The organism is Haloarchaeobius amylolyticus (assembly GCF_026616195.1).
GTDB lineage: Archaea > Halobacteriota > Halobacteria > Halobacteriales > Natrialbaceae > Haloarchaeobius > Haloarchaeobius amylolyticus.
In genome coordinates this window covers 1120868-1144959 of sequence record NZ_JANHDH010000001.1, presented here as the reverse complement: position 1 = coordinate 1144959, position 24092 = coordinate 1120868, and the positions used below count along the sequence as shown (strand labels likewise).

Below are 24092 nucleotides of genomic sequence, written 5' to 3'. Positions count from 1 at the left end.
AAAGTGAACGACGGGAGTCCTCCGGGCGGGTCCGGACGGGTATATAGGCGACCCGAACCGGCGGGCTGGGCCGGGATAGAAAGTTTCCTTAGCGTCCCTCGACTCGTCTTCTCCGTGACCAGATACCGGAACGTCTCGCTCTTTCTCGTCCTCGCGGCCGTCTGGGGGAGCGCCTTCATGGCCATCAAGGCGGGTGTCGCCGACATCCCGCCGGTGCTGTTCGCCGCCCTCCGGTACGACATCGCGGGCGTCCTGATGCTCGGCTACGCCATCTACGCGGTCGACGACTGGCTGCCCCGCTCCCGGGCCGCCTGGCTGGAGGTCGCCATCGGCGGCGTGTTCATGATCGCCGCCTACCACGCGCTGCTGTTCGTCGGCGAGACCGGTCCCGTCACCAGCGGGGCCGCGGCGGTCCTCGTCGCGCTCTCGCCGGTCCTGACGACCGCGTTCGCCCGACTGCTGCTGCCGAACGAACCGGTGACGCCCGGCACGTGGCTCGGGATGCTCCTCGCCCTCGTCGGCGTGGCCGTCCTCGTCCACCCGGACCCGGACGCGTTGCTCTCGGACGCCGTCGTCTCCAAGTTGCTCGTGTTCGGGGCCGCGGCGGCCTTCGCGCTGGGGAGCGTGCTCACCCGGCGGGTCGAGAGCGACATCTCCATCGAGGCGATGGAGGCGTGGTCGATGCTGCTGGGGGCACTGCTGATGCACGCCCTGAGCGTCGCCATGCCCAGCGAATCGTTCGCCCTCATCGAGTGGACGCCACGGGCCATCGCGTCGCTGGTGTACCTCTCCATCTTCGCCAGCGCCCTCGGCTTCCTCATCTACTTCGACCTGCTGGACCGGCTCGGCCCGGTCGAAATCAACATGGTCTCCTACGTCGCGCCGGTGTTCGCCGCCATCTCGGGCTGGCTGGTCCTCGGTGACACCGTGGACGTCTACACCGTCGTCGGGTTCGTCGTCATCTTCGCCGGCTTCGCGGTCGTCAAGCGCCGGGCACTCGCCGCCGAGCTGGAGAGCGTGCGGACTGCGCGGCGGCAGGAATCGTAGGGCAGAAGGGTGTGGTCGGAGGGCAGCGTAGAACCGACTGCGGCGTGTCTTTTCAGGGCTGGTAGGTGTGCCCGACGGCGAGCGCGACCAGGTTGAGCAGCAACAGCGCGACGAACAGCGCCGACTTCGTCGGTGTATCGAGCCCGACGGTCAGGAGGGCGACGTTCAGGAACGGGAGCGAGACGGCTGCCCAGAAGCCCATCATCCGGACGGGCTGGAACCGGCTCCCACCGGCGGCGCGATTCGTGAGCTGTTCGAGCGAGGAACTTGCCATGCGACGTACAGTAGTACGCCACCGAGGGTCTTATAGGGAGACGAGCGTTCGTTTTATTTCTCGACGTTTCACAGAAATATACGGGTGGCCTAATCGTTTCAGCACGCCACGAGAGAACTCGAGACGTTTTATCGACTCGTCTGGGGCGGTCTAACCGAGCGATGGAGGCGCGATGGATGGTGAACCGTACCACGGCCTGAACAGTGGATTCGGTGGGTGTAACGACCGGTTCGGTGGACCTGTCATGTCTACGCGAGGCCGGGACGGTCGCGGTTCAGGCCGCCGTGGTCTGGGTCGTCGCGGCCCGGGCCGTCTCGGTCCGTGTCGTCACGACCTAGGTCGCCTCGGTCTGGTTCCCCGTGACCGTCAGGGTCGCGTCGACGCTCGCGTCGTCGACGACGACCGACTGGGTGTACTCGCCCGCAGGCAGGTCGACCGCGTCGACGGTGAGCCTGACCGCGGTCGATTCACCGGGGTCCAGCGACACGGTCGTCGTCGCCAGCGTCTCGTCCCCGACGCGGTAGGTCACCTGCTCGGTCGCACCCGTGTTCCCTTCGTTGGCGACGCGAGCCGTCACGGTCACCGAGTCGTTCCGCTGGACGGACCCGGGCGCGTCGAGGGCCGTGACCGTCCAGTCTGGGCCGAGGATGGTTAGATCCCGGCTCGCGGGGACGAACCGGGTCCGGGGCGTCTGCGAGGTGTTCCCGACCGCGGTGACGGTGCCGGGGGTCTGGAAGGCGACCCGGAGGCGGCCCTCGTCGGTCGTCAGGTAGGGCGTCCCGTAGAGGTCGACCGTGCCCGCGACGCGCTCGCCGGTGTCGGCCCGGCGGAGCGCGAACGTCACGCGTTCGCCCGCCTGGATGGAGGTGCGGTCGACGGCCAGTTCCAGGTCGACCACCTGCCGCTTCACCGTCATCCCGGTGGTCGTGTTCCTGAATCGGACCGCGGCCGTCTGCGACGCCGCGGCGGAGACGGTGTACTCGCCGGCCGTCGACAGGGAGACGTTGGTCTGGCCGTCCGTGCCGGTCGTGGTCGTCACGTTCCCGACCGTGACCGTCGCGTTCACGGGCGCGCCGGTGTCGGCCCGGCTCACCCGGACCGGAACCTGCTCGTCGACCTGCGGGTCGCTCGTCCCGAGGCCGAGGTCCAGGTTCACGACCCGGCGCTGGACTTGGACGGTCGTCTCGGCGGGGACGAAGCGCTCCTGCCCGGTCTTGGGTGCCCGGACCGTGACGGTGTGGCTGCCCGCGGTCTCGAAGGTCACGTTCGCCCGGCCGTCCGCGCCTGTCTGGACCGTCTGACCACCGGCGACCACCGTCCCGGCGATGGCCGCCCCCGTGTCGGCCCGGGTGAGTTCGACGGTCACTGGCTGGCCGGTGACCGGTTTCGCCGGGCTCGTCGCGGCCGCGAGGTCGACCTCGTAGCGCCGGACCGTGACGGTCACGCGCTCGGTGGACGTGTCCTCGCCCGTCGTCGGTGCCAGCACGACCTGGTAGCGCCCCGGCTCGGCGAAGGTCAGGACCGCGGTCCCGTTCCGGTCCGTCTTCTCGCTCCGGTCACCGCCCGACAGCGTGACGTTGGCGACGGGTTTGTCCTTCGCGCGCACCGAGAACGTGACCGCCTGCCCGGGGTCGATGGTCGTCCGGTTCGCGGTGAGCGAGAGCGCCTCGGCTTCCGGTCGCTCCTCGCCGTCGTAGTCGAACACCGGGAAGACGGGGCCAGAGGATTCGTTGTCGTCGCCGAACGGGGGGCCGGTCCCGAGCCCGCCCGCCATCACCGCGAACGTCCCGAGGACGATGAGGACCAGCAGGATGACCTGCGGGTCGCGGAAGGGCCGGTAGGAGCCATCGCTCCTCGTCGAGGCGGGTTCCGGCGATGGCGGGCCAGGTGGCGGGTCCGACGGCATCTGCTGTTCGAGTTGAGGTGTAACCCGCACGGACTTAAAAGCGTTCGCCGGTGGGGACGGGGACGGTCCGGGCGCCGTCCCGGAGATAGCGGCCTACTGGAAGCCGATACGACTGCTCTGGCGGTCGCGGCCCACGTCGGCCGTGCCGCCCTTGAAGTCCTCTTTCATCTGCTCGTAGTAGTCGAGGATGTCCTCGGTGATGGTCGGCCGGACCGACTCCATCGCCTTGCGGAAGTGGCGCATCTCGACCATCTCGGCGTCGTCGTCCTCGCGCAGGGCCTCGATGGCAGCCTCACGCGCGATGGACTCGAGGTCGGAGCCGACGTAGCCGTCCGTGAGCTCGGCGAGTTCGCGCAGGCTCACGTCGGTCGCCATCGGGATGTTCTCCGTGTGGATCTTCAGGATCTGCTCGCGACCCTCCACGTCGGGCTGGCCGATCATGACCAGGCGGTCGAACCGGCCCGAGCGGATGAGCGCCGGGTCGATCATGTCCGGGCGGTTGGTCGCGCCGATGACCATCACGTCGCCCATCTCCTCCAGCCCGTCGAGTTCGGTCAGGAGCTGGTTGACGACGCGCTCGGAGACGTTCGAGCCCATCTCGCCGCCACGGCCGGGCGCCAGCGAGTCGAGCTCGTCGAAGAAGATGACCGTCGGGGCCACCTGCCGGGCCTTCCGGAACGTCTGCCGGATGGCCTTCTCGGACTCGCCGACCCACTTCGAGAGCAGCTGCGGGCCGCGGACCGAGATGAAGTTCGCGTTCGTCTCGTTGGCGACCGCCTTCGCCATCAGCGTCTTCCCGGTGCCGGGCGGGCCGTAGAGCAACACGCCAGACGGCGGGTCGATGCCCATGCGGTCGAACTTCTCGGGGTTGTTCAGCGGCCACTCGATGGACTCCTGGATGTTCTGCTTGGCCGTCTCGAGGCCACCGACGTCGTCCCAGGATATCTTCGGGAGTTCGACGAGGACCTCGCGCATCGCGCTCGGTTCGACCTCGTTGAGCGCGCCGTTGAAGTCCTCGCGCTTGACGATCATCCGGTCGATGAGGCTCGGCGGGATGTCCTCCTCGTCGAGGTCTATCTCGGGGAGGTACCGGCGCAGCGCCTTCATCGCGGCCTCCTTGGTGAGGCTCTCGATGTCGGCACCGACGAAGCCGTGGGTCTCGTGGGCGAGGTGGTCCAGGCTCACGTCGTCCGACAGCGGCATGCCGCGGGTGTGGATCTGGAGGATCTCCTCGCGGCCCTCCTCGTCGGGGACGCCGATCTCGATCTCGCGGTCGAAGCGGCCGGGGCGGCGCAGTGCCGGGTCGACCGAGTCGACGCGGTTCGTCGCCGCGATGACGATGACCTGTCCGCGGGCCTCGAGCCCGTCCATCATCGTCAGCAACTGGGCGACGACGCGGCGTTCGACCTCGCCGGTCACGTCCTCACGCTTGGGCGCGATGGAGTCGAGTTCGTCGATGAAGATGATGGCGGGAGACTCCTCGCTCGCGTCCTCGAATATCTCGCGGAGCTGCTGTTCGGACTCACCGTAGTACTTGGAGATGATCTCGGGACCGGCGATAGAGAAGAAACTCGCAGAGGTCTCGTTGGCGACCGCCTTCGCCAGCAGGGTCTTCCCCGTGCCCGGCGGGCCGTGCAGGAGGACACCCTGTGGCGGCTCGATGCCGAGCTTCTTGAAGATCTGCGGGTGCTTCATCGGCAGCTCGACCATCTCGCGGACCCGCTGGATCTCGCCCTGGAGCCCTCCGATGTCCTCGTAGGTGATGCCGCCACCGGTCTTCTCGAAGCCCGAGATGGGCTCCTCGCGGAGCTCGACCTCGGTGTCCTCGGTGATGAGCACGACGCCCTCGGGCTGGGTCTCGACCGCGATGAGCGGGATGGCCTGGCCCGGCGAGCGCATGAACGGGTGGTTCGTGCTCGACATGACCGGGACGATGTCGCGTTCGACGACCGGCCGCTTGAGGATCTGTCGCTTCACCATGCCGGCGGCGTCGGAGCCGAACTGGACCGACGCCTCCTCGGGGGGTGCGAGGACGAGCTTGTCGGCCTTGGTGGCCTCTGCTTTCCTGATGGTCACCCGTTCGCCGATGCCCACGTCGGCGTTCTGGCGGGTGAAGCCGTCGATGCGGACGGTGTCCGTGTTCCAGTCCTGCCTGTCCGCGCGCCACACCTTGGCGGCGGTCGTATCTGCACCTTCTATCTCGATGATATCGCCCGGGCTGAGCTTCAGATGTAACAGCGTATCCGGGTCGAGCCTGGCGATACCGCGTCCCGAGTCGTTCGGGTACGCCTTGGCGACCTCTAGTTGAACTTCGTTCATGATTGTTGGGCTACGGGGATGGTCTGAAATGCGTCTCGCGTCCCGATAGGGCTTTTGGTCCCGGGGGTCGGCGGTCGATTCACCGTCAGTTCCATGTTGTATGTTAACATGTTTGATTGGGCCGACGGCTACAAAGGCCTACCGGCTTGCAGCAGTGTTCGGTGGCGTCTTCGCCGTGATTCCGGCGTTCACCGTGGGTCGTCGGCCCGGAACCCATGGGTATGTACCTCACACGTATGTAGAACTGGCGAGATACTAAGTCACTCGTAGGTCCTACACCAGTAAGGAATTTGTCCTAATATAATATTAAGACGCCTTGGTCAAGGATACACATCAGCACCTAGCCTTATATGCTATGCGGCCGATGTTTCCGGTAGCGACCGAGGATGACTGCCACCAACACAACCCCTGGGGAGGAGAGTGCCAGCACGGACGACGAGCCATCCGAATCGTTCTACGACGACCATCCGTTCACCTTCGGCATGTGGCGCCACGCCGAGCCCGTGGCCGACGAGCCCGAACCGACCGAGACCGAGGAGACGGCCGACGAACCCGAGAAGCAGAAGGTCGTCGCCGACGGCGGCGTCGCGGTCACGATGGCGTGTCCCAGCTGCGACGGCTCGCTCGTCAACGTGCAGGGCGTCCCGGCCTGCACCGAGTGCGACTGGGCCGCGCGATAAGCGCCACCGTCGAGACACCTGAACACGTCGCGACACGTCTCGACACGCGAACCGACGTTCTTCTGTACGGTGCCCGTTTTCGGCTGCCCTGACGGTACTTCTGCGGCTATTCTTCGTCGTCGTCCGCTGTGACCGCGTCGTCCTCACCGCGATGGAGCGCCAGCGCTTCCTCGATGCTCAACTCACCGGCAGCGACACGGCGTGCCAGGTCCTCGTCGATGGCCCGGTTCTCCGCGGACTGCTCGCGTGACCGGTTCTTGATGACCTGAAGTTCGCCCGGCGTCGGCTCGATGTCGCGGTTCTCGACCACCTCGCCCTCGAGTCGGGCGATGTTCACCGCCGCCAGCACGTCGCCCATCCCCCGCGCGCCGGTGCCGAGGTACGGCGTCGTCCCCGTCTCGTCGACGAGTTCGACCCGGACGTCCTCGAGGGCGTTCACGATGCTCGCCCCCTCCAGCCGGGCCCCGTCGCCGATGCGGACGACCGGGTCGACCGCGTCTGCCACCTCGCGCTCGATGACCGCGACCACGTCGTCGGCCGGGACCTGGAACGCTGCGACCACCGTGTCGCCCGCGAGCACCGCGATACCGGGGCGGCGGCCCGGGTCGACCCCCACGATGGTCCGGCCACCCTCACCGCGGAGGTAGACCAGCGCCTCGTCGACGGCTCGCCGCGGGTCGTCGGGTTCGGCCTGCACGACCCGTGGCCCCTCGACCTCCTCGTCCGGACCGGTGATGACGACCTCCGTGTGCTCGGGCAACTCCTCGTCGGGTTCGATGGTCGTGAACGTCACACCACGGTCGCGTAGCTCGTTGACGACGCCGTGGTAGACCTCGAAGTCGGCGGTGGCGACGACTATCACTCCCTGAGGTTTCGCGCCGACCGGCTTAAAACGCAACCTCCCCCCGCATTCCGAGATTTTTTATCCGGGTCCGACACAGGGGGGAACGTGCAAGGGAACATCGAGACGGGGTGTGCCGAGTTCGACGAGCTCCTCGGGGGCGGGTTCGAGCGTGGCACCGTCACGCAGGTGTACGGGCCGCCGGCGGCCGGGAAGACCAACGTCGCGCTCGTCTCCGCCGTCGAGACCGCCGCCCGCGGGGGGACCGTCGTCTACATCGACACCGAGGGGCTGTCGCTCGACCGCTTCGAGCAGATCGCGAACGCGCGGGCCTCTCGCACGGAGGAGTCCGTCGAGGACATCACGGGCCGCATCATCGTCGAGGAGGCACTCGACTTCCAGGAGCAGGAGGAGGCGGTGCGTGACGTCGACGGGTTCGCCGACCGGGCCGACCTCGTCGTCGTCGACTCCGCGACCGGCTTCTACCGGCTCGAACGCGGGGAGGACTCGAAGGGCGGCGAGGCGCTGCGCAAGGTCGGCCGACAGGTCACCCACCTGCTCTCGCTCGCCCGCAAGCACGACTTCGCCGTCTTGCTCACCAACCAGGTGTTCTCCGACATCGACAGCGACCGGACGCGGGCACTCGGCGGGAACACGCTGGAGCACTGGATGGGCAGCGTCGTCCGCATCGACCGGTTCCGGGGCGGGAACCGTCGTGCGACGCTGGAGAAACATCGGGCGAAGCCGGCCGGCGACTCGGTCCAGTTCACCATCACCGACTCGGGTATCGCGGCAGCCGACGTCTGAGAACCGGATGCGGCGCCGGGACGGTGGGCATCCCATCCGTGGTGGTCGTCCTGCTTACAGCTCGTCGAGCTTGCGCAGGAGCTGGCCGCGGTACTCCTCGTCGGACTGGTAGTTCTTCATCTCGAGGACGTTGCGCTCGAGCTTGTCCAGCGCGACGCGGAAGGCGGACTCGGCACCGTAGCCCTCGCCGGAGCCGGCGACCTGACCGTTGGTCGTCCGGACGCGGATCTGGCTGTAGATGAGCGGGGTGCCACGGAGCTTCTCCTTGTGCTCCTGGAAGCGGACGTGCACGTGCAGGACGTCCATCTTCTGGTACTTCTCGGTGACCTCCTCCAGCGACTGGCGGATCTCCTCGCGGGAGAGGGTGTCGAGCAGGTTGATGTTGGTGATCTGGACGTCCATGTGCTCCTCCTCGGTGAAGGTCAGCGCGCGGAGCACGTCGGTCTTGGTGACGACGCCGGTGACGAGGCGCTCGTCGTCCTCGTTGACGACGATGAGGCCCCCGAGGTCGTTCTCCAGCATGGAGGCGACGGCCGCCTCGACGGTGTCGTCGACGGTCGCGGTCCGCACCGGGCTGTTCATGATGTCGTAGACCGGCATGTCCAGCACGCGGTCGGTGTCGCCCGCGCGCTCGCCCGTGGTCGCCTTGTCCATGTCGCGGATGACCACGTCGGCGATGTCGTGCCGGGTCACGACGCCGGAGAGGTAGCCCTCCTCGTTGACGACCGGCAGTCGCGAGATACCGTGCTCGCGGAGCAGGTTGATGACCTTCCCGAGGGTGTCCTGTTCGCCGATGGTGACGGGGTCGTCGGAGTAGATCTGCTCGACGACGAGCGCGTCGAGGTTGTCCAGGACCGCCTCGAGGATGTCGTCGGCCGTGACGATGCCCCAGAGGTTGTCACCCTCGAACACGGGCGCGACCTTCACCCCACCCTCGACGAGGACGCGCGCCGTCTCCCTGACGTCCTCGTGTCGGTCGACCTTCGGCGCCGGCGCGTTCCGGCTGGGTTTGACCAACGCCTGGACCTTGGCGTCGTCCTCGACGTGCGACTGGAGCAACACACGCTCTGAGAGTACTGCCTCGTACTCGCCGTCCCGGGTCACGATGATGCCCTTCGGGTTCGAGTTCTCGAACACCGAGCGGACCTTCCCGAGACGCTCGCCGACATCGACTTCGATGAACTCCGTAGTCGCGATATCAGAAATATCCATAGTACAACGTGGAACTTCTCGTGCATCGCTCTTCAAGATACCGCCAATCCTGGTCCAGTAGGACTTTGCGAAACCCGTGCCAACCACGGGACGTGCTCCCGGACATCACCGTGCTCGGGCCCTGGACCTACCTCGTGACCGAGGTCGTCTTCGGGACCGCGGCCTTCATCCTGCTCTGGCGTGCCGACGCGCTGCACCGGGCCGGCAAGACCGTCCTCGTGCTCTACCCCGTCGCCTACGTCTGGGACTGGTACACCCTCGAGGTCGGCGTCTTCGCCATCCCGATGCGGACCGGCGTCGAGTTGCTCGGCATCCCCATCGAGGAACACATCTTCATGGTCGTCGTGCCGTCGCTGGTCATCGGCGTCCACGAACTCCTGCACGGGCCGCCGACGAACCGCCGACGAGGCGAGGACCCCGAGCGAGACGCGACCGACGAGAGGCACAAGACGTAATCCATCCCGCGGCGAACCACCGCGCCATGGCACGACGGTTCTCGACGGGGATGGACACCCTGGACCGGCTCCACGACGGCGGCATCCCGGCCGGCAGCCTCCTCGCGCTGGTGGCACCGCCGGACAGCCAGAGCGAGTTGCTCCTCGACCAGCTCGTCGCCCAACACCCCGCGCTGTACCTCTCGACGACACGCCCCGCGGACGTGGTCGAGCGCGGCCTCGGCACCGCCGCCGAGAACACGGAGGTCGTGTTCCTCGGCCCCGACCCGTCCCCGGAGGACCTCACCAACGCCCTCCCGCACGTCCCCGAGAACTGCGTGGTCGTCCTCGACCAGCCGAACCCCCTCGAAGCGGCCCCCCGGCGGGCCTACGTCGCGATGCTCAACCAGCTCTCGCGCCGGCTCGCCGAGACCGACAGCATCGGCTTCTTCCACTGCACCGGCGACCGCGAGACGACGCCACAGCGCGGGACCACCCTCGCGGCCGCCGACGTGGTCTGGAACCTCGACCTCCGGGTGAGCACCTACGCCATCGAGAACCGCCTCGCGGTCACCAAGTTCCGCGGCGGCAGGGCCCTGCGCGAACCCGTCAAACTCCAGTTGACCGACGACGTGCGGGTCGATACCAGCCGGGACATCGCCTAGAAACCGGGCCGTTTTTCGCGTCGCTCGGTCAGAGGCCACGTATGGACGCGCTTCGACGCTCGATTCACGAGGCCCCCCTCATCGAGGACGACGGCTACCACTACCTCGTCCACCCCATCAGCAACGGTATCCCGACGCTCGACCCTCACCTCATGCGCGAGGTCGTCAACGGCATCTGCCGGGTCGCCGACCTCGCCGACGTGGACGTCATCGTCACCCCCGTCACCATGGGCGTCCACGTCTCCACCGCCGTCTCGCTCGTCGCCGACATCCCCCTCGTCGTCATCCGGAACCGCGAGTACGGCTTCGACGACGAGGTGCCCTTCGACCTCGACGGCGAGGAGTACTACGTCAACGACGTGAGCCCCGACGACAACGTGCTCGTCCTCGACGACCTGACGAACACCGGCGTCTCCATCGCGGCCATCACCGAGGCCCTCGACGACATCGGCGCGACCGTCGTCGACGTGGTGACCGTCATCCGCCGCATGGAGTCCGAGACGGTGCCGATGGACTACGAGGTCACGAGCCTCGTCGACGTCGAAGTGTCGGCCGAGGGCGTCGAGATTCTGGACTAGCGGGCTTCGAGTCTGGACTGGTTCTCCACGGTTGGCTGGCTCTACCTCCGCACCGTCACCGCCAGCCAGACCGCACCGACGCAGACGGACTTTCTTCACCCACCCCGTCGACCCTGCCACCATGGACACCATCGTCTGGACCAGCGCCGCCACAGTCGCCGTCCTGCTCGCCTGTAGCGCTTTCTTCTCCAGCAGTGAGACGGCCATCTTCTCGCTCCCCGTCGCGACCATCGAGGCCGACGAGGCGACCGGCGACCGGAAATCTGCCCGGCTCGCCGAACTCCGGGACGACCCACACCGGCTGCTGGTCACGCTGCTCGTCGGGAACAACATCGTGAACATGGCCATCTCCAGCGTCATCACGGTCGCGCTGGTCGAGACGGTCTCCGCGGGTGCCGCCGTCACGGTCGCCACGCTGGTCGCCAGTTCGGTCGTGCTCGTCTTCGGCGAGATCGTCCCGAAGTCCTACGGGCTGGGCAACGCCCGGTCGTGGGCGCGCCGGGTCGCCCGCCCGCTCTACCTCGTCGAGCTGGTACTCCTCCCGCTCGTGGTCCTGTTCGACGTGCTGACCCGGCGGCTCAGCGGGGTGCTGGGCGGCGAGACCGCGCTGGAGGAACAGTTCGACGACGACCCGAACACGCCGTGAGTCCGCGGTAGAATCGGTCGCCTACTCGTCCCCGACGTCTTCGATGTTCGCGCGGATCGAGTCGGTGGCCTGTGCGTCGAGTTCGAGGTCCGGGTGGTCCCGCGTGATGTGCGTCTCGACCTGTGCGAGCACCTGCTCCTCGGTCAGGCCGTCGATAGTGGCGTCGCAACCGGGGATGATACACTGGAGTCGCTTGGGCATTCCTGACTCTGGGTCGCGGCTGGACGGCAAAGAACGTGTGGAGTCGTGGTCGGTCCCGGCTACGCCGTCTCGATCATCACTTCGGTCGCCTTCACCACGGCGTCGACCTCGTCCCCCGCGGCGATGCCGAGACGCTCTACCGACCCGCTGGTGATGATGGCCGTGACGGTCTGTCCGTCCGGTGTCTCGACGACGACCTCGGCCATCAGGCCCGATGTCTCGACTGTCCTGACGGTCCCGTGGATGCGGTTGCGTGCACTGAGTGCCATGCCGACGGTAGTACTCGTGTGACGATAGGTTCGTCGGCGGCGGAGGAAGAAGTGGGTTGGGGCAGATTTGAACCCCACTCGCACCGCTTCACGGTGCTCGCTGGTTCGAATCTCCCCGTGTTCCATTTTACGAAACACGAACTTCTCGCTCGCTACGCTCACGGCTCCGCCGTTCGCAGTCGAGGTCGCTCTGCGACCTCGCGCCGCTCGAAGGTGTTGTGTTCCGAAGAAGCGGAGTTGGGGCAGATTTGAACTTTGGTCACTCCGCTCACTCCGTTCGCTTCGCTCCCGAGTTCAAACTGCCAGACAGAACGAGTTTGCGCCTCACGGTGTAGTTCGGCGCAAAATTAGTGGGTTGGGGCAGATTTGAACTGCCGGCCTCCTCCATGTCAAGGAGGTGTCATAACCAGACTAGACCACCAACCCGGTGGCGTTCCGGTCTTCGTCTGCCTGCATTCCCTCGTTGGCCGGTGGTATAAAAAAGGGTTTCGAATCGACAGCGGTGTGGCGATTCCAACCACGGGGGCCGGGTGCACGATTCGGGGCGGGCGGCGGGACGTCTCGGCCACCCGTCGAACCGTGGCAGAGACTCACACGAAATTCCCCAGCCGCGACGACAATCTTAAGTCGATGTACGGATTTGTACATCGTAAGACGAAACAATACATTGGTGTTCACAATGCAGGACTACATCGAGCGTGTCACCGACGGCGGTGACCTCACACAGGCGGAGGCGAGGGACGCGGCACGGATGATCTTCGAGGAGGCGACCGAGGCACAGATCGGTGCCCTGCTCACGGCGCTCCGGGCGAAGGGCGAGACGGAGGCCGAGATCGCCGGGTTCGCACAGGGGATGCGCGACGCGGCACGCCGCATCGACCCCGGTCGGCGACCGCTGGTGGACACCTGCGGGACCGGCGGCGACGACTACGACACGATCAACGTCTCGACCACGAGCGCGATGGTCGCGGCGGGGGCCGGCATCGCGGTCGCCAAGCACGGCAACTACTCCGTCTCTTCTTCTTCCGGGAGTGCCGACGTGCTGGAGGTCGCGGGCGTCCAGGTCGACGCCGAACCGCCGGCGGTCGAGGCCCGCATCGAGGACGACGGCATCGGGTTCATGCTCGCGACGGTGTTCCACCCCGCGATGAAGGCCGTCATCGGCCCGCGCAAGGAACTTGGCATGCGGACGCTGTTCAACGTGCTCGGCCCGCTGACGAACCCGGCCGGGGCCGACGCACAGGTCGTCGGCGTCTACGACCCCGACCTCGTTCCCGTACTCGCCCGCGCACTCGCACGCATGGAGGTCGAACGCGCCCTCGTCGTCCACGGCTCCGGCATGGACGAGATATGCATCCACGGCGAGACGGTCGTCGCGGAGGTCGACGGCGACGAGATAACGGAGTACACGCTCACGCCCGAGGACCTCGGGCTGGAGCGCGCTCCCGTCGAAGACGTGGCGGGCGGGACCCCCGAGGAGAACGCCGAAGACATGACGGGCATCCTCCGGGGCGAGGTCACGGGCGCGAAACGAGACATCATCCTCGCCAACGCGGGCGCGGCCATCTACATCGCGGGCGGCGCCGACACCCTGCAGGCAGGCGTCGCGAAGGCCCGCGAGGCCATCGACTCCGGCGCGGCCGCCGACAAACTGGCCGACCTCAGCTCGGTACCCGCGCGATGACGCGGGTGAAGATCTGCGGCCTGACCAGCGAGGAGGACGTCGACGCCGCGGTCGCGGCCGGGGCGGACGCGCTCGGGTTCGTCGTGGACGTGCCCGTGGACACCCCGCGGGAGGTCACGGTCGAACGCGCCGCCGAACTCGTCGCACACGTGCCGCCGTTCGTGACGACCGTCCTCGTGACGATGCCGGAGATGCCCGGCGACGCCATCGAACTCGTCCGTGAGGTCGCCCCCGACGCGCTCCAGATCCACAGCGACCTCGCCCCCGGCGACGTGGCGTACGTCAGGGCGACCATCGACGTGACCGTCCTGAAGCACGTCGACGCCGCGAACCCGGCCGAGGCACGGCGGTACGCCGACGTGGCCGACGCGGTGCTCGTCGACTCGGTGGACGAGCAGGGTGCGGGCGGGACCGGCCGGACCCACGACTGGACGAAGACCCGCGAGGCACTGGCGGACATCGACGTGCCGGTCGTCCTCGCCGGCGGGCTCACCCCCGAGAACGTCGCCGAGGCCGTCGCGACGGTCGACCCCTTCGCGGTCGACGTGGCCTCCGGCGTCGAATCGAGTGGCGGCGTCAAGGACCACGACGCCATGCGGCGGTTCGTCGCCGCCGCGACCGAGCGCCGGAGGTCGCTGGAAGCATGAGCGACGAGGCAGAATCGTCGGCGACCGAGCCGACGCTGGCACCCGACCGGGAGACGTTCGTCCAGCTCGTCGAGGACGCGACCGAACCGGACCGCCCCGCCGTGGTCCGCGTCGAGGCCACGCTCGACCTCGACGAGACGACGACGCCGCTGGGCGCGTACGCCGCGCTCTCCGGTGCGACCGACTCCGACCACGCCTTCCTGCTGGAGAGTGCGGAGAAGACCGCCTCCAGCGACCCGGCCGGGGCCTTCAGCGCCGGTACCGACGCCGACCGCCACGCGCGGTACTCCTTCGTCGGCTACGACCCCGCCGCGGTCGTCACGGTCGGCCCCGAGGGGGCGTCGGTCGAGGTCTGTGACGACCGGTACAAGGGGCTGGTCGACCCGGTGGAGGGCGACACCCTCGACACGCTCCGGTCGGCCATGCCCGACGCGACCCCGGTGGGCTTCCCCGAGACGGGCCGCCAGCACCTCGACGGCGGGCTGGTCGGGTTCCTCTGCTACGACGCGGTGTACGACCTGTTCCTCGACGAGGTCGGCGTCGACCGGCCCGACTCGCGGTTCCCCGACGCCGAGTTCGTGCTGGCGACGAAGACGCTGGTCTTCGACCACCACGCCGACGAACTCTCGCTCGTGTTCACCCCGGTCGTCCGCGACGGCGAGGACGCCGGTGCGGTGTACGACGTGCTCGTCGGCGAGGCCGCCCGCGTCGAGGCCCTGCTCTCGGACGCGGCCGACCCCGAGCCCGGTGGCTTCGTCCGCGAGTCCGAGACGGCCGGCTCGCAAGAGGACTACGAGGACGCGGTCGCCCGGACCAAGGAGCACGTCCTCGACGGCGACATCTACCAGGGCGTCATCTCGCGGACCCGCGAACTCGTCGGCGACTGCGACCCGATGGGCCTGTACGCGGCCCTGCGCGAGGTCAACCCCTCGCCGTACATGTACCTGCTCCAGCACGGCGACTTCCACGTCGTCGGCGCGAGCCCCGAGACGCTCGTCTCCGTCAGCGGCCAGCGCGTCGTCTCGAACCCCATCGCGGGGACCTGCCCTCGCGGGGACAGCCCCGTCGAAGACCGCCGGCTGGCCGGCGAGATGCTCGCCGACGAGAAGGAGCGCGCCGAGCACACCATGCTGGTCGACCTCGCGCGCAACGACGTGCGCCGGGTGTCCGAGCCGGGCAGCGTCCGCGTCGAGGAGTTCATGAACGTCCTCAAGTACAGCCACGTCCAGCACATCGAGTCGACCGTCACCGGCACCATGGCCGCCGAGTACGACGCCTTCGACGCGACCCGCGCCGCCTTCCCGGCCGGGACGCTCACCGGCGCCCCGAAGATCCGCGCCATGGAGATCATCGACGACCTGGAGGACGAGCCCCGGGGCCTCTACGGCGGCGGAGTCGGCTACTACTCCTGGACCGGCGACGCCGACGTCGCCATCGTCATCCGGACCGCGACGGTCGAGAAGGGCGCGGTCGCGGGTGGCAGCGATAGGGTCACCGTGCGCGCCGGCGCGGGCATCGTGGCCGACAGCGACCCGACCAGCGAGTACGAGGAGACCGAGAAGAAGATGGACGGCGTGCTGGAGGCGCTCCGCCGCGTCGAACAGCAGGCGGCCGCACCCTCACAGGAGGTGTCCAGATGACCCGCATCCTCTTCGTCGACAACTTCGACTCGTTCACGTACAACCTCGTCGAGTACGTCGAGTCGTCGCTCATCGAGAGCGGGCACGACCCCGAGACGAAGGTCGTTCGGAACACGGCCAGTCTGGACGACATCCGCGAGTTCGACCCGGACGCCATCGTCGTGTCGCCGGGACCGGGCCACCCGGCGAACCCCCGCGACGTGGGCGTCACCCTCGACGTGTTCCGCGAGCTGAGTACAGAGATTCCGACCCTCGGCGTCTGCCTCGGCCTCGAGGCCGCAGTGTACGCCTACGGCGGCGAGATCGGCCGGGCGCCCGAGCCGGTTCACGGCAAGGCGTGGCCCATCGACCACGACGGCCGCGGCGTCTTCGCGGGCATCGAACAGGGCTTCTCGGCGGGCCGGTACCACTCGCTCGTGGCGACCACGGTGCCCGAGTGCTTCGAGGTCTCGGCCACGGCCGACCACGCGGTCGGCGCCGCCAGCGTCGACACCGCGGCGACCGACGGCGGGGCCGAACCGCTCGTCATGGGCGTGCGCCACCGCGAGTACCCCATCGAGTGCGTGCAGTTCCACCCGGAGTCGGTGCTCACGGCGTGTGGGCACGACATCGTCGACAACTTCCTCGCCTCGCTCGGGTAGACGTGCGGGGCCAGACGCGCCGGCTGTCCGTCTAACTCAGCCGTACTGTTCGTACTGGTTCGCCGCCAGCGAGACGACTCGCTTCCTCGGCAGTACCCGCTTGAGCTGTGCGAGGGCCTGCATCCGCCGGGACGGGACGACGACGCGGTCGCCGTCTTTGAGCCCCTGGTAGCCCGCACGGGCGACGGACTCGGGGTCGTTCAGGTCGCTGTTGTCGATGTCGGAGTCCGCCATCCCTTCCTTGGCGATGAGTTCGGTATCGACCGGTCCCGGGCAGAGCGCGGTGACCGTGACGCCGTCGTCCTCGAGTTCGTGCGCGAGTGCTTCCGAGAACGACAGCACGTAGGACTTCGTCGCGGCGTAGACCGCGGTGTTCGGGGTCGGGGCCATCCCGGCCATCGACGCGGTGTTCAGTATCTCGCCGTGACCGCGCTCGACCATCCCGTCGAGGACCCGGTGGGTGAGGTCCGTCAGCGAGGCGAGGTTGACCTGTATCATGTCCTGTGCGGTCGCGCGGTCGGACCCGGCGAAGGGCCCGTACGTCGAGAAGCCGGCGTTGTTGACCAGCGCGTCGACCTGCACGTCCCTGTCGCGTAGCTCTGCGAGGAGTTCTGCGGGCGCGTCGGGCTCGGCGAGGTCGGCCGTGACCACGTGGGTCTCGACGCCGTACTCGGCTTCGAGGCGGTCCGCGTGCGCTTCGAGTCTGTCGCGACGGCGCGCCGTCAGCGCAACGTCGTAGCCGTCCGCGGCGAACTCGGCCGCGAGCTTCTCACCGATACCACTGGACGCCCCTGTCACGAGGGCGGTTCGTGATTCTGTCGTCGTCATCGTACCCTGACTTTACTTTCTGGAGTGATAAACCGTCGAGACCCGATTCCTGGAGTAACTCCGGGCTTCTGGAGTATTGGCCGAGAATCCACGAACGAAAGTGTTTCAACTCCAGCACCTGGAGTTCACGTATGGACGACGCCAGCCCGCTGCACGAAGCGAACCAGGAGTGCGGCCACCTCACCGAGTTCGACTCGGAGGCGGTCATCCCCGAGGTCCTCTCACTGTTCGGGAAGCGCCACACCCTCGCCATCATGTACGAGTTCGCGTTCAGCGAGGAGCCGCTCCGGTTCTCGGACCTCGAGGAGCGCCTCGCCATCTCCTCGACGACCCTCTCGAACCGGCTCTCCGAGCTGACCGAGCGTGGGTACGTCGTCAGGCGGTCCTACGACGAGATTCCGCCCCGCGTCGAGTACGAGGCGACCGAGAAGACCCACGCGCTGACGCCGATATTCGAGGACCTCTACGACTGGGCGCGGGAGTACGAGGCGGACGCGCCGCCCGAGAAAACAGCAACGACGGAGTGAGCAGTCGATTCTACCGGGCCAGGGCCGTATCTACGGGGACCGCCAGCGTCCCCGGGAACGGCAGTCCGAGCGGGTTGAACCCGACGAGCGAGAGTGCCCAGAGCACGACGAGCCCGGCAGCCGCGACGACGAGCACCTTCACCGCGATGCTGAACGCGAGGTTGATGACCTTGTACACGACCACGAGGGCGACCACGAGGAGGACGATGCCTCCGATGGTCTCCACGCCGAGTTGCATCGGGACCAGCCCCGGAAGTTCGAACATGCTATCTATGGCGCACGATGGGGGGATAAGCCTGTGGGCGAAACTGCTTGGGACGGAACCGGAACTGAACCGGACGGGCGTCTCCCCTGGATAGCGTTTTCGCAGTTACACTTTCACTCCGGTTTGAGTGGGGTTATGTGCGCCCATCTATTACGGACGTGGTGGAGACTCGCCCCGTACATCACGGGTTCGTGATACGTTCAGAAAGTGGCAACGCTACAGAACAACTCAGGTTGAAGTAATCCAAGAAATCCGTAACCCGTCCATTTATGAAGGACGATAGAGTAACCAACCTTCGCTACTACCGATGACATCGACACGACGCTTCGACGACGAAATCGCCCGCCAGCGGCCGCCTGCGGGCGAGGAGGGGACCGCATGAGCGAACCGCAACTGACCGCCGACGAACTGGAACTGCCCATCAAGCGGACCGAGGGGGAGACGCTGGAGGAGCGCCTCACGGGCAACGCCTACCACAACATCCTGCCCGCGCGCTACCTCCGCAAGGACGCCGACGGCGAACTCGTCGAGTCCCAGGAGGACCTCTTCGAGCGCGTCGGGAAGAACATCGCGCTCGCCGAGGCCGTCTACGAGGCCGAGAAGCAGGACGTCTCGGTCACGGTCACGCCCGACCAGCTCAAACCCGACCACCCGCGCCGCGACGAACTCGCCGACGAGGTCTTCGGGAAGGGGACCGCCGTCGACGACGACGCCGAGACCGAACTCAGCATCTACAACGTCAACAAGTTCGCGTACGACACCGTCGTCCCGGAACTGCCCGGTGACATCCGCGACCACGTCGAGGACGTCGCCGACGAGTTCGAGTCGATGATGTCGAACCTCGACTTCATGCCGAACTCGCCGACGCTGATGAACGCCGGCGACGAACTCCAGCAGCTCTCGGCGTGTTTCGTCGACTCGCCCGACGACGACATCGACGACATCCACCAGACCGCCAAGGAGGCCGCACAGGTCTTCCAGTCCGGCGGTGGCATGGGCTACGCCTTCTGGCGCCTCCGCCCCTACGGTGACGCCGTGGGTAGTACGGGAGGCATCGCCTCCGGCCCCATCACCTTCATGCGCACCTTCGACCAGATGTGCGAGACCATCGCGCAGGGTGGCGCGCGACGCGGCGCACAGATGGGCGTCATGCGCATCTCGCACCCCGACGTCATCCAGTTCATCCACGCCAAGAACAAGGACGTCTCGCTCGCCCAGACCCTCCGCCTGAACGACCCGGACGACTACACGCACACCTCCTTCGCCGATGCCTTGGAGGAGGCCCGCGAACTCATCGACGACGAGGGCAAGGTGCCCAAGCACCTCCGTAACGCCGTCGAGGGCCACCTCTCGAACTTCAACATCTCCGTCGGTGTCACGGATGACTTCATGGAGGCGCTCCAGAACGGCGAGGAGTTCACCTTCACCAACCCGCGCACCGAGGAGCCCCACGTCGCCACGCCCGAGACCAAGGAACTGTACGAGATGTTCGGCCTCGGCGAGTACGTCGAGGTCGGCGAGGTCCTCTCGATGCCCGCCGAGGTCGTCTGGGAGGACATCGTCGAGGGTGCCCACGAGAACGGAGAACCCGGCGTCATCTACCTGGAGCGCGTGAACAAGCAGCACTCCTTCGACGTGGAGGAGCACCCCGACCACCGCATCCTCGCGACCAACCCCTGCGGCGAGCAGCCCCTCGAGGAGTACGAGGCCTGCAACCTCGGGCACATCAACCTCTCGACGCTGGCCGACCTCGACGCGCCCGACTGGCGCGTCTGGTCCGCCCAGAACGCCGACGAGTACGAGTCCCACGAGGCGGCCGTCTCGGCGTTCCTCGACGAGGCCATCGACTTCGAGGAGTTCGACTACCGCATCGACCGCGGCACCCGCTTCCTCGAGAACGTCGTGACGATGTCGGACTTCCCGGTCGAGAAGATCGAACAGAAGGTCCGGGACATGCGCAAGATCGGCCTCGGCGTCATGGGCCTCGCCCAGCTCTACATCCAGCTCGGTATCGAGTACGGCTCCGAGGAGGGCAACGAGGTCGCCCGCCAGCTGATGCGTCACATCAACCACGAGTCGAAGTGGACCTCCCACGAACTCGCGGAGGAACGCGGCGCGTTCAACGACTGGGACGACTCGAAGTACGCGAACCCGACGGAGTACCCCGAGTGGTTCGAGCACCACACCGGCCTCGACGCCGAGGAGTGGGCCGACGGCTTCCCCATCCGCAACCACAACACGACCACCATCGCCCCGACCGGGACGACCTCGATGGTCGGCAACACCACGGGTGGCTGTGAGCCAATCTACAACGTCGCGTACTACAAGAACGTCTCCGACGACGTGCAGGGCGACGAGATGCTCGTCGAGTTCGACGACTACTTCCTGCGCACGCTGGAGGCCAACGACATCGACGTCGAGGCCGTCAAGCAGGAGGCACAGGAGCAGATGGCCGCCAACGAGTTCGACGGCGTCGAGGGGCTCGACACCGTCCCGGACGCCATCGGCGAACTGTTCGTCGTGACCCAGGACCTGACCGGCAAGCAACACGCCGCCGTCCAGTGCGCCTGCCAGGAGGGCGTCGACTCCGCCATCTCGAAGACCTGCAACTTCCCGAACGACGCCTCCATGGAGGACATGGACGAGGTCTACCGCTACATCTACGAGAACGGCGGGAAGGGCGTCACCGTCTACCGCGACGGCACGCGCTCGAAGCAGGTCCTGACGACCCGCGCCGACAACGCCGACTTCGCCGACGAAGGTGAGGCGGCCGAGGTCATCCTCGAGCAGATCGAGGCCGCCTTCGGCGGCATCGAGGGCTTCCTCGACAGCGAGGACGTCCGCGCGAAGCTCGAGGCCGACGTGACCGACATCGTCGGTGGCGGCGGCGAGCGAACCTACGCCAAGAAGAAGGAGCGCCCGGACCAGCTCCACGGCGTCACCCAGCGCATCGACACCGGCTACGGCAAGCTCTACGTGACCATCAACGAGGACCCCGAGACGGCCGAACCGTTCGAGCTGTTCGCCAACACGGGCCACTCCGGTGGCTTCACGAACTCCTTCACCGACGCGCTCGCGAAGACCATCTCCATCGCGCTGCGCTCCGGTGTCGACCCGAGCGAGATCGTCGACAAGCTCCAGGGCATCCGGTCGCCGAAGGTCGCCTGGGACAAGGGCGAGCAGATCAACTCCATCCCGGACGCCTTCGGGACCGCCCTCCGGCGCTACCTCGACGACGAGATCGACCGTACCTACCCGCAGCAGAAGACGCTCGACGAGACGGCCGAGGAGGCCGCCGAGCGTCGCCGTGCCGAGGCACGTGAGACCGACGGCGGGTCCGCGGCCGCGGAGACGCCCGAGCCCGACCAGGGCGGGACCTCCGACGCCGTCGACGACCTCATCGCGGCCGGCGAGAGCCCCGAGTGCCCCGACTGTGGCTCGCTCTCGCTGTACTACTCCGAGGGCTGCAAGACCTGCGAGTCCTGCGGCTGGTCGGAGTGCTGAACGGCCCGGATAGCCGACGCTGACCCTCTCTCCGTTCTTCTCCTCTCGCGACCGTATGAGCGACAGCTGGGGCGATTCGACGGACCAGACCACGACCGACCACGCCGACGACGTGCTCGTCCGCCCGAAGGGCTACGTCGAGCCGTTCCCCGTCGTCCGGCGCATCGGCGACCGCGAGTGCTACATCGGGAACGAGGCCGCGGCCGACGGGACGGGCCACGACCGTCGGTTCGAGTTCGTGCTGTCGGTGAGCACGGACGCACACTCGCTGACGACCCACCATCGTCCGCTCCGGGACGGACCGGGCAACGAGTGGGAAGCCTTCGAGCAGGCCGTCGACACCGCCAGAGAACTCTTCCGGCGGGACGGGTCGCTGCTCGTCAACTGCAGGGCCGGTATCTCGCGGAGCAGCACGGTGCTGGCGACGATGCTGGCAGCAGAAGAGGGACGGCGGTTCCGCGACGCGATCGGGCGCGTCCAGCAGGCGCGGCCGGCCGCGATGCCACACCCGGCACTCCACGAACTCGCCGTGGTGTACCTCGCGGCGACGGCGTGACTACTCGACCTGGACCTCGACCGCGTCGCCGGACAGCCCGGAGCGGTCGTGCTCGTAGCCGCCGATCTGGTAGTAGAGCTGGTAGAGCACGTCGATGACGGTGCTCGCGAGGAGCGCCCCCAGCAGGCCGCGGTCGAGTTCACGGTCGCGGACGAGGCGGCCGACGAGCAGCCCGAGGAGGACGAGACGGAGCGCGTTGTACGCGCGCTGGTTGCTCCGCCGGATGATGGCGATGGTGCGGTCGTCGAGGTCGGCTGGTGCTCGGTCGTCGTCCATATCGAAGACACGTCGGCCACCGTGAAATATTCTCCCTCGACACCGTTAGGAGGGTCGACGCGCAAGGCGAGGTATGGCCGAGGAGGACGCGGAGTCGAGCGCGGGTGGGGGTGGCGACACCCCGCGGGACGACGACAGCCGGGCCGACCACGGTGGCCGGCCCTGCCCGATGTGTGGCGAACCGCTGTACAAGCGCCACTGCAAGTACGTCTGTGAGCAACACGGCGTGGTCTACGACTGTTCTGACCCGTTCAACTGACCGGGCGGCACCGTCCGGCCGGGGTGGCCGAAAACGATAGGATAGCACGGCGCATGCATCCGAAGAGTACCCTGGTCACGCATGCAGCAACCGACGATACTCGTGGTCGACGACGAGCACCGCCTCGCCGACCTCTACGCGACGTGGATCGGCGAGGAGTACGAGACGCTGACCGCCTACGACGGCCGTGGCGCCGTCGAGACCATCGACGAGACGGTCGACATCGTGCTGCTCGACCGGCACATGCCCGGCCTCTCGGGTGACGAGGTCCTCGAACACATCCGGGCCGACGGGCACGACTGCTGGGTCGTCATGGTCACCGCGGTCGACCCCGGCCTCGACATCGTCCAGATGGACATCCACGACTACCTCACGAAGCCGGTCACACAGTGCCAGCTCATGCGACTCATCGAGTCGCTGCGGGTGAAGAACCGCTTCGACGGGAGCCGCCGCGAACACGACGAGCTGACGAACAAGATGGCGACGCTGGACGACGAACTCGACTTCGACGACCTCTCGAACACCGACGAGTACCAGCACCTCGAGGACCGGCTGAAGACGGTCAGCGACGAACTCGCCGCCGAGGCCGAGGAGGCCGAGGCGAAACTCTCCGACCTCTACTCCGAGGAGTGAGCGAACGTCTCGTAGGCCGGGCCTGCCAAGAGGACCGCCGCGGAGACGACCATCGCGACCGCGAGTGGCAGCCCGATAGCGCCCAGCCCGTGGGTCGTGAGCGTGTTCGCGGAACTGCCGACGACCACGGCCGCGACCGTCCACGGAAGTTCGCCGACGAGCGTGCCGGCGACGAAGTGTCTCAGTCGGACCCCGCTGACCGAGGCGGTACAGGTGACCGCGTCGGCCGGGATGGGGGCCAGTCGCGCCGCCGTCACGCCCCGCACGCCGCCCGCGGTGTCGAAGTACCGCTCCGCGGAGGTCCGGAACCGGCCGACCGCCGAGAGCCGGTCGAGGACCGGAATCGGTCCGCCGTCGTCGACCCACCGGGCCGCGAAGAACGGCGGCATCGACGTGTACACCGCGCCGGCGAGGCCGATGGGGACGCCGAGTGCGACCCCGTAGCCGTAGCCGACGACGACGGCGACGAGCGTGGTCGGCCACGCGACCAGCGGCCGGACCGAGTAGAGGACGACCAGTGCCGCCCCGAACAGCAGCGGGTCGGCCGCCAGCGCCTCGACGTGGACGAGCACCGCGTCCGGCGAGGTGAGCAGGCTCGCGGCCACGACGAGGGCGACGAGGGCGGCGCCCGCGAGGGCTCGCGGGGACAGGTCGGCTCGCATCGTCCCCACGTCGCCGGCGAGACGGTAACGGTCTTTCGGTGCGGTGGGCGGCCGCGGCTCCCACTCGGCCGCGCGCGCAAGGCTTAATCGA

27 protein-coding genes and 1 tRNA gene are annotated in these 24092 nt (G+C 67.6%); 16 read left to right on the top strand and 12 right to left on the bottom strand.

From position 1 onward, the window contains the following. The first annotated feature begins 114 nt into the window (after positions 1-114). Entirely contained in the window at positions 115-1047 is a 933-nt protein-coding gene (locus NOV86_RS05925; RefSeq protein ID WP_267640363.1) for a DMT family transporter, read from the top strand. Positions 1048-1099: 52 nt separating this feature from the next. Here the strand turns inward: NOV86_RS05925 and NOV86_RS05920 are convergent, their stop codons facing one another. The 3 genes from NOV86_RS05920 to NOV86_RS05910 all read right to left on the bottom strand — a co-directional run bounded on the left by NOV86_RS05920 (position 1100) and on the right by NOV86_RS05910 (position 5546). Beyond that, positions 1100-1321, bottom strand: a complete 222-nt coding sequence (locus NOV86_RS05920; RefSeq protein ID WP_267640362.1) for a DUF8028 family protein — start codon at positions 1319-1321, stop codon at positions 1100-1102. Positions 1322-1655: 334 nt separating this feature from the next. Continuing rightward, on the bottom strand, positions 1656-3257 hold the full coding sequence (locus NOV86_RS23200; RefSeq protein ID WP_267640361.1) for a CARDB domain-containing protein: 1602 nt from the start codon (positions 3255-3257) through the stop codon (positions 1656-1658). 63 nt (positions 3258-3320) lie between these two features. Continuing rightward, a complete protein-coding gene (locus NOV86_RS05910) occupies positions 3321-5546 on the bottom strand; it encodes a CDC48 family AAA ATPase (RefSeq protein ID WP_267640360.1) in 2226 nt (741 codons plus the stop codon). A gap of 386 nt (positions 5547-5932) precedes the next feature. On the opposite strand from NOV86_RS05910, the gene NOV86_RS05905 reads away from it, so the two are divergent. Beyond that, a complete protein-coding gene (locus tag NOV86_RS05905) occupies positions 5933-6226 on the top strand; it encodes a hypothetical protein (protein ID WP_267640359.1) in 294 nt (97 codons plus the stop codon). Between the two features lie 106 nt (positions 6227-6332). Here NOV86_RS05905 and NOV86_RS05900 read toward each other — a convergent pair whose 3' ends face one another. After that, positions 6333-7088: a hypothetical protein gene (locus tag NOV86_RS05900; protein ID WP_267640358.1), complete on the bottom strand. Its 756-nt coding sequence runs from the start codon at positions 7086-7088 to the stop codon at positions 6333-6335. 87 nt (positions 7089-7175) lie between these two features. Between NOV86_RS05900 and radB the strand changes: the two genes are divergently transcribed. Then, positions 7176-7874 carry a DNA repair and recombination protein RadB gene (gene radB / locus NOV86_RS05895; protein ID WP_267640357.1) on the top strand — a complete coding sequence of 233 codons (699 nt, stop codon included), beginning with the start codon at positions 7176-7178 and terminating at the stop codon, positions 7872-7874. A 54-nt stretch (positions 7875-7928) separates the two neighbouring features. Here radB and NOV86_RS05890 read toward each other — a convergent pair whose 3' ends face one another. Next, the gene (locus tag NOV86_RS05890; protein ID WP_267640356.1) at positions 7929-9086 is read right to left on the bottom strand and encodes a CBS domain-containing protein; all 1158 of its coding nucleotides are present in this window, start codon (positions 9084-9086) and stop codon (positions 7929-7931) included. A 92-nt stretch (positions 9087-9178) separates the two neighbouring features. Here NOV86_RS05890 and NOV86_RS05885 point away from each other — a divergent pair, with 92 nt between their 5' ends. From NOV86_RS05885 to NOV86_RS05870, 4 genes are all read left to right on the top strand, one after another. Continuing rightward, complete coding sequence (locus NOV86_RS05885; RefSeq protein WP_267640355.1) at positions 9179-9541, top strand: lycopene cyclase domain-containing protein; 363 nt, start codon at positions 9179-9181, stop codon at positions 9539-9541. A 26-nt stretch (positions 9542-9567) separates the two neighbouring features. After that, entirely contained in the window at positions 9568-10185 is a 618-nt protein-coding gene (locus NOV86_RS05880; protein ID WP_267640354.1) for an RAD55 family ATPase, read from the top strand. Positions 10186-10226: 41 nt separating this feature from the next. After that, on the top strand, positions 10227-10763 hold the full coding sequence (locus NOV86_RS05875; RefSeq protein WP_267640353.1) for an adenine phosphoribosyltransferase: 537 nt from the start codon (positions 10227-10229) through the stop codon (positions 10761-10763). A 121-nt stretch (positions 10764-10884) separates the two neighbouring features. Beyond that, positions 10885-11409 (top strand): CNNM domain-containing protein, encoded by a 525-nt coding sequence (locus NOV86_RS05870; RefSeq protein ID WP_267640352.1) that lies wholly within the window; start codon positions 10885-10887, stop codon positions 11407-11409. A 21-nt stretch (positions 11410-11430) separates the two neighbouring features. On the opposite strand, the gene NOV86_RS05865 is transcribed toward NOV86_RS05870, so the two are convergent. The 3 genes from NOV86_RS05865 to NOV86_RS05855 all read right to left on the bottom strand — a co-directional run bounded on the left by NOV86_RS05865 (position 11431) and on the right by NOV86_RS05855 (position 12305). After that, complete coding sequence (locus NOV86_RS05865) at positions 11431-11610, bottom strand: DUF1059 domain-containing protein (RefSeq protein WP_267640351.1); 180 nt, start codon at positions 11608-11610, stop codon at positions 11431-11433. 59 nt (positions 11611-11669) lie between these two features. Further along, a complete protein-coding gene (locus NOV86_RS05860) occupies positions 11670-11879 on the bottom strand; it encodes a TOBE domain-containing protein (protein WP_267640350.1) in 210 nt (69 codons plus the stop codon). Between the two features lie 351 nt (positions 11880-12230). Beyond that, positions 12231-12305: transfer RNA gene (locus NOV86_RS05855), tRNA-Val, on the bottom strand. Between the two features lie 253 nt (positions 12306-12558). Between NOV86_RS05855 and trpD the strand changes: the two genes are divergently transcribed. The 4 genes from trpD to trpG are packed head-to-tail and all read left to right on the top strand — an operon-like array spanning position 12559 to position 16491. Then, positions 12559-13563 (top strand): anthranilate phosphoribosyltransferase, encoded by a 1005-nt coding sequence (gene trpD, locus NOV86_RS05850; protein WP_267640349.1) that lies wholly within the window; start codon positions 12559-12561, stop codon positions 13561-13563. Then, positions 13560-14210, top strand: coding sequence for a phosphoribosylanthranilate isomerase (locus NOV86_RS05845; protein ID WP_267640348.1), 651 nt, complete (start codon positions 13560-13562; stop codon positions 14208-14210). The genes trpD and NOV86_RS05845 overlap by 4 nt, the downstream gene beginning before the upstream one ends. Then, positions 14207-15850: an anthranilate synthase component I gene (gene trpE, locus NOV86_RS05840; protein WP_267640346.1), complete on the top strand. Its 1644-nt coding sequence runs from the start codon at positions 14207-14209 to the stop codon at positions 15848-15850. The genes NOV86_RS05845 and trpE overlap by 4 nt, the downstream gene beginning before the upstream one ends. Next, complete coding sequence (trpG, locus tag NOV86_RS05835) at positions 15847-16491, top strand: anthranilate synthase component II (RefSeq protein WP_267640344.1); 645 nt, start codon at positions 15847-15849, stop codon at positions 16489-16491. Before trpE ends, trpG begins: the two co-directional genes overlap by 4 nt. Before the next feature lie 36 nt (positions 16492-16527). Here trpG and NOV86_RS05830 read toward each other — a convergent pair whose 3' ends face one another. Beyond that, positions 16528-17319 (bottom strand): SDR family NAD(P)-dependent oxidoreductase, encoded by a 792-nt coding sequence (locus NOV86_RS05830; protein WP_267640343.1) that lies wholly within the window; start codon positions 17317-17319, stop codon positions 16528-16530. A 131-nt stretch (positions 17320-17450) separates the two neighbouring features. On the opposite strand from NOV86_RS05830, the gene NOV86_RS05825 reads away from it, so the two are divergent. Further along, positions 17451-17846, top strand: coding sequence for a winged helix-turn-helix transcriptional regulator (locus NOV86_RS05825; RefSeq protein WP_267640341.1), 396 nt, complete (start codon positions 17451-17453; stop codon positions 17844-17846). 10 nt (positions 17847-17856) lie between these two features. Here the strand turns inward: NOV86_RS05825 and NOV86_RS05820 are convergent, their stop codons facing one another. Beyond that, positions 17857-18111: a hypothetical protein gene (locus NOV86_RS05820; protein WP_267640339.1), complete on the bottom strand. Its 255-nt coding sequence runs from the start codon at positions 18109-18111 to the stop codon at positions 17857-17859. 378 nt (positions 18112-18489) lie between these two features. On the opposite strand from NOV86_RS05820, the gene NOV86_RS05815 reads away from it, so the two are divergent. Together NOV86_RS05815 and NOV86_RS05810 are read left to right on the top strand one after the other, a co-directional pair. After that, positions 18490-21615, top strand: a complete 3126-nt coding sequence (locus NOV86_RS05815) for an adenosylcobalamin-dependent ribonucleoside-diphosphate reductase (RefSeq protein ID WP_267640337.1) — start codon at positions 18490-18492, stop codon at positions 21613-21615. Between the two features lie 55 nt (positions 21616-21670). Further along, on the top strand, positions 21671-22171 hold the full coding sequence (locus NOV86_RS05810) for a protein-tyrosine phosphatase family protein (RefSeq protein ID WP_267640336.1): 501 nt from the start codon (positions 21671-21673) through the stop codon (positions 22169-22171). Here NOV86_RS05810 and NOV86_RS05805 read toward each other — a convergent pair whose 3' ends face one another. After that, positions 22172-22447, bottom strand: coding sequence for a hypothetical protein (locus NOV86_RS05805; RefSeq protein WP_267640335.1), 276 nt, complete (start codon positions 22445-22447; stop codon positions 22172-22174). A 73-nt stretch (positions 22448-22520) separates the two neighbouring features. Here NOV86_RS05805 and NOV86_RS23195 point away from each other — a divergent pair, with 73 nt between their 5' ends. Both NOV86_RS23195 and NOV86_RS05795 read left to right on the top strand, forming a co-directional pair. After that, positions 22521-22706, top strand: coding sequence for an HVO_2523 family zinc finger protein (locus NOV86_RS23195; RefSeq protein WP_267641731.1), 186 nt, complete (start codon positions 22521-22523; stop codon positions 22704-22706). Positions 22707-22787: 81 nt separating this feature from the next. Continuing rightward, positions 22788-23339, top strand: coding sequence for a response regulator transcription factor (locus NOV86_RS05795; RefSeq protein WP_267640334.1), 552 nt, complete (start codon positions 22788-22790; stop codon positions 23337-23339). Here the strand turns inward: NOV86_RS05795 and NOV86_RS05790 are convergent. Further along, positions 23324-24001, bottom strand: a complete 678-nt coding sequence (locus NOV86_RS05790) for a TVP38/TMEM64 family protein (RefSeq protein WP_267640332.1) — start codon at positions 23999-24001, stop codon at positions 23324-23326. The two genes, NOV86_RS05795 and NOV86_RS05790, sit on opposite strands and share 16 nt — an antisense overlap. Between the last annotated feature and the right edge of the window lie 91 nt (positions 24002-24092).

What these genes read in the sequence shown, in the direction of transcription:
- NOV86_RS05920 (WP_267640362.1), bottom strand. Translation starts at nt 1,321, where the DNA reads ATGGCAAGTTCCTCGCTCGAACAGCTCACGAATCGCGCCGCCGGTGGG.
- NOV86_RS05910 (WP_267640360.1), bottom strand. Translation starts at nt 5,546, where the DNA reads ATGAACGAAGTTCAACTAGAGGTCGCCAAGGCGTACCCGAACGACTCG.
- NOV86_RS05905 (WP_267640359.1), top strand. Translation starts at nt 5,933, where the DNA reads ATGACTGCCACCAACACAACCCCTGGGGAGGAGAGTGCCAGCACGGAC.
- NOV86_RS05890 (WP_267640356.1), bottom strand. Translation starts at nt 9,086, where the DNA reads ATGGATATTTCTGATATCGCGACTACGGAGTTCATCGAAGTCGATGTC.
- NOV86_RS05880 (WP_267640354.1), top strand. Translation starts at nt 9,568, where the DNA reads ATGGCACGACGGTTCTCGACGGGGATGGACACCCTGGACCGGCTCCAC.
- NOV86_RS05875 (WP_267640353.1), top strand. Translation starts at nt 10,227, where the DNA reads ATGGACGCGCTTCGACGCTCGATTCACGAGGCCCCCCTCATCGAGGAC.
- NOV86_RS05870 (WP_267640352.1), top strand. Translation starts at nt 10,885, where the DNA reads ATGGACACCATCGTCTGGACCAGCGCCGCCACAGTCGCCGTCCTGCTC.
- NOV86_RS05865 (WP_267640351.1), bottom strand. Translation starts at nt 11,610, where the DNA reads ATGCCCAAGCGACTCCAGTGTATCATCCCCGGTTGCGACGCCACTATC.
- NOV86_RS05860 (WP_267640350.1), bottom strand. Translation starts at nt 11,879, where the DNA reads ATGGCACTCAGTGCACGCAACCGCATCCACGGGACCGTCAGGACAGTC.
- trpD (WP_267640349.1), top strand. Translation starts at nt 12,559, where the DNA reads ATGCAGGACTACATCGAGCGTGTCACCGACGGCGGTGACCTCACACAG.
- NOV86_RS05845 (WP_267640348.1), top strand. Translation starts at nt 13,560, where the DNA reads ATGACGCGGGTGAAGATCTGCGGCCTGACCAGCGAGGAGGACGTCGAC.
- trpE (WP_267640346.1), top strand. Translation starts at nt 14,207, where the DNA reads ATGAGCGACGAGGCAGAATCGTCGGCGACCGAGCCGACGCTGGCACCC.
- trpG (WP_267640344.1), top strand. Translation starts at nt 15,847, where the DNA reads ATGACCCGCATCCTCTTCGTCGACAACTTCGACTCGTTCACGTACAAC.
- NOV86_RS05830 (WP_267640343.1), bottom strand. Translation starts at nt 17,319, where the DNA reads ATGACGACGACAGAATCACGAACCGCCCTCGTGACAGGGGCGTCCAGT.
- NOV86_RS05825 (WP_267640341.1), top strand. Translation starts at nt 17,451, where the DNA reads ATGGACGACGCCAGCCCGCTGCACGAAGCGAACCAGGAGTGCGGCCAC.
- NOV86_RS05820 (WP_267640339.1), bottom strand. Translation starts at nt 18,111, where the DNA reads ATGTTCGAACTTCCGGGGCTGGTCCCGATGCAACTCGGCGTGGAGACC.
- NOV86_RS05815 (WP_267640337.1), top strand. Translation starts at nt 18,490, where the DNA reads ATGAGCGAACCGCAACTGACCGCCGACGAACTGGAACTGCCCATCAAG.
- NOV86_RS05810 (WP_267640336.1), top strand. Translation starts at nt 21,671, where the DNA reads ATGAGCGACAGCTGGGGCGATTCGACGGACCAGACCACGACCGACCAC.
- NOV86_RS05805 (WP_267640335.1), bottom strand. Translation starts at nt 22,447, where the DNA reads ATGGACGACGACCGAGCACCAGCCGACCTCGACGACCGCACCATCGCC.
- NOV86_RS23195 (WP_267641731.1), top strand. Translation starts at nt 22,521, where the DNA reads ATGGCCGAGGAGGACGCGGAGTCGAGCGCGGGTGGGGGTGGCGACACC.
- NOV86_RS05795 (WP_267640334.1), top strand. Translation starts at nt 22,788, where the DNA reads ATGCAGCAACCGACGATACTCGTGGTCGACGACGAGCACCGCCTCGCC.
- NOV86_RS05790 (WP_267640332.1), bottom strand. Translation starts at nt 24,001, where the DNA reads ATGCGAGCCGACCTGTCCCCGCGAGCCCTCGCGGGCGCCGCCCTCGTC.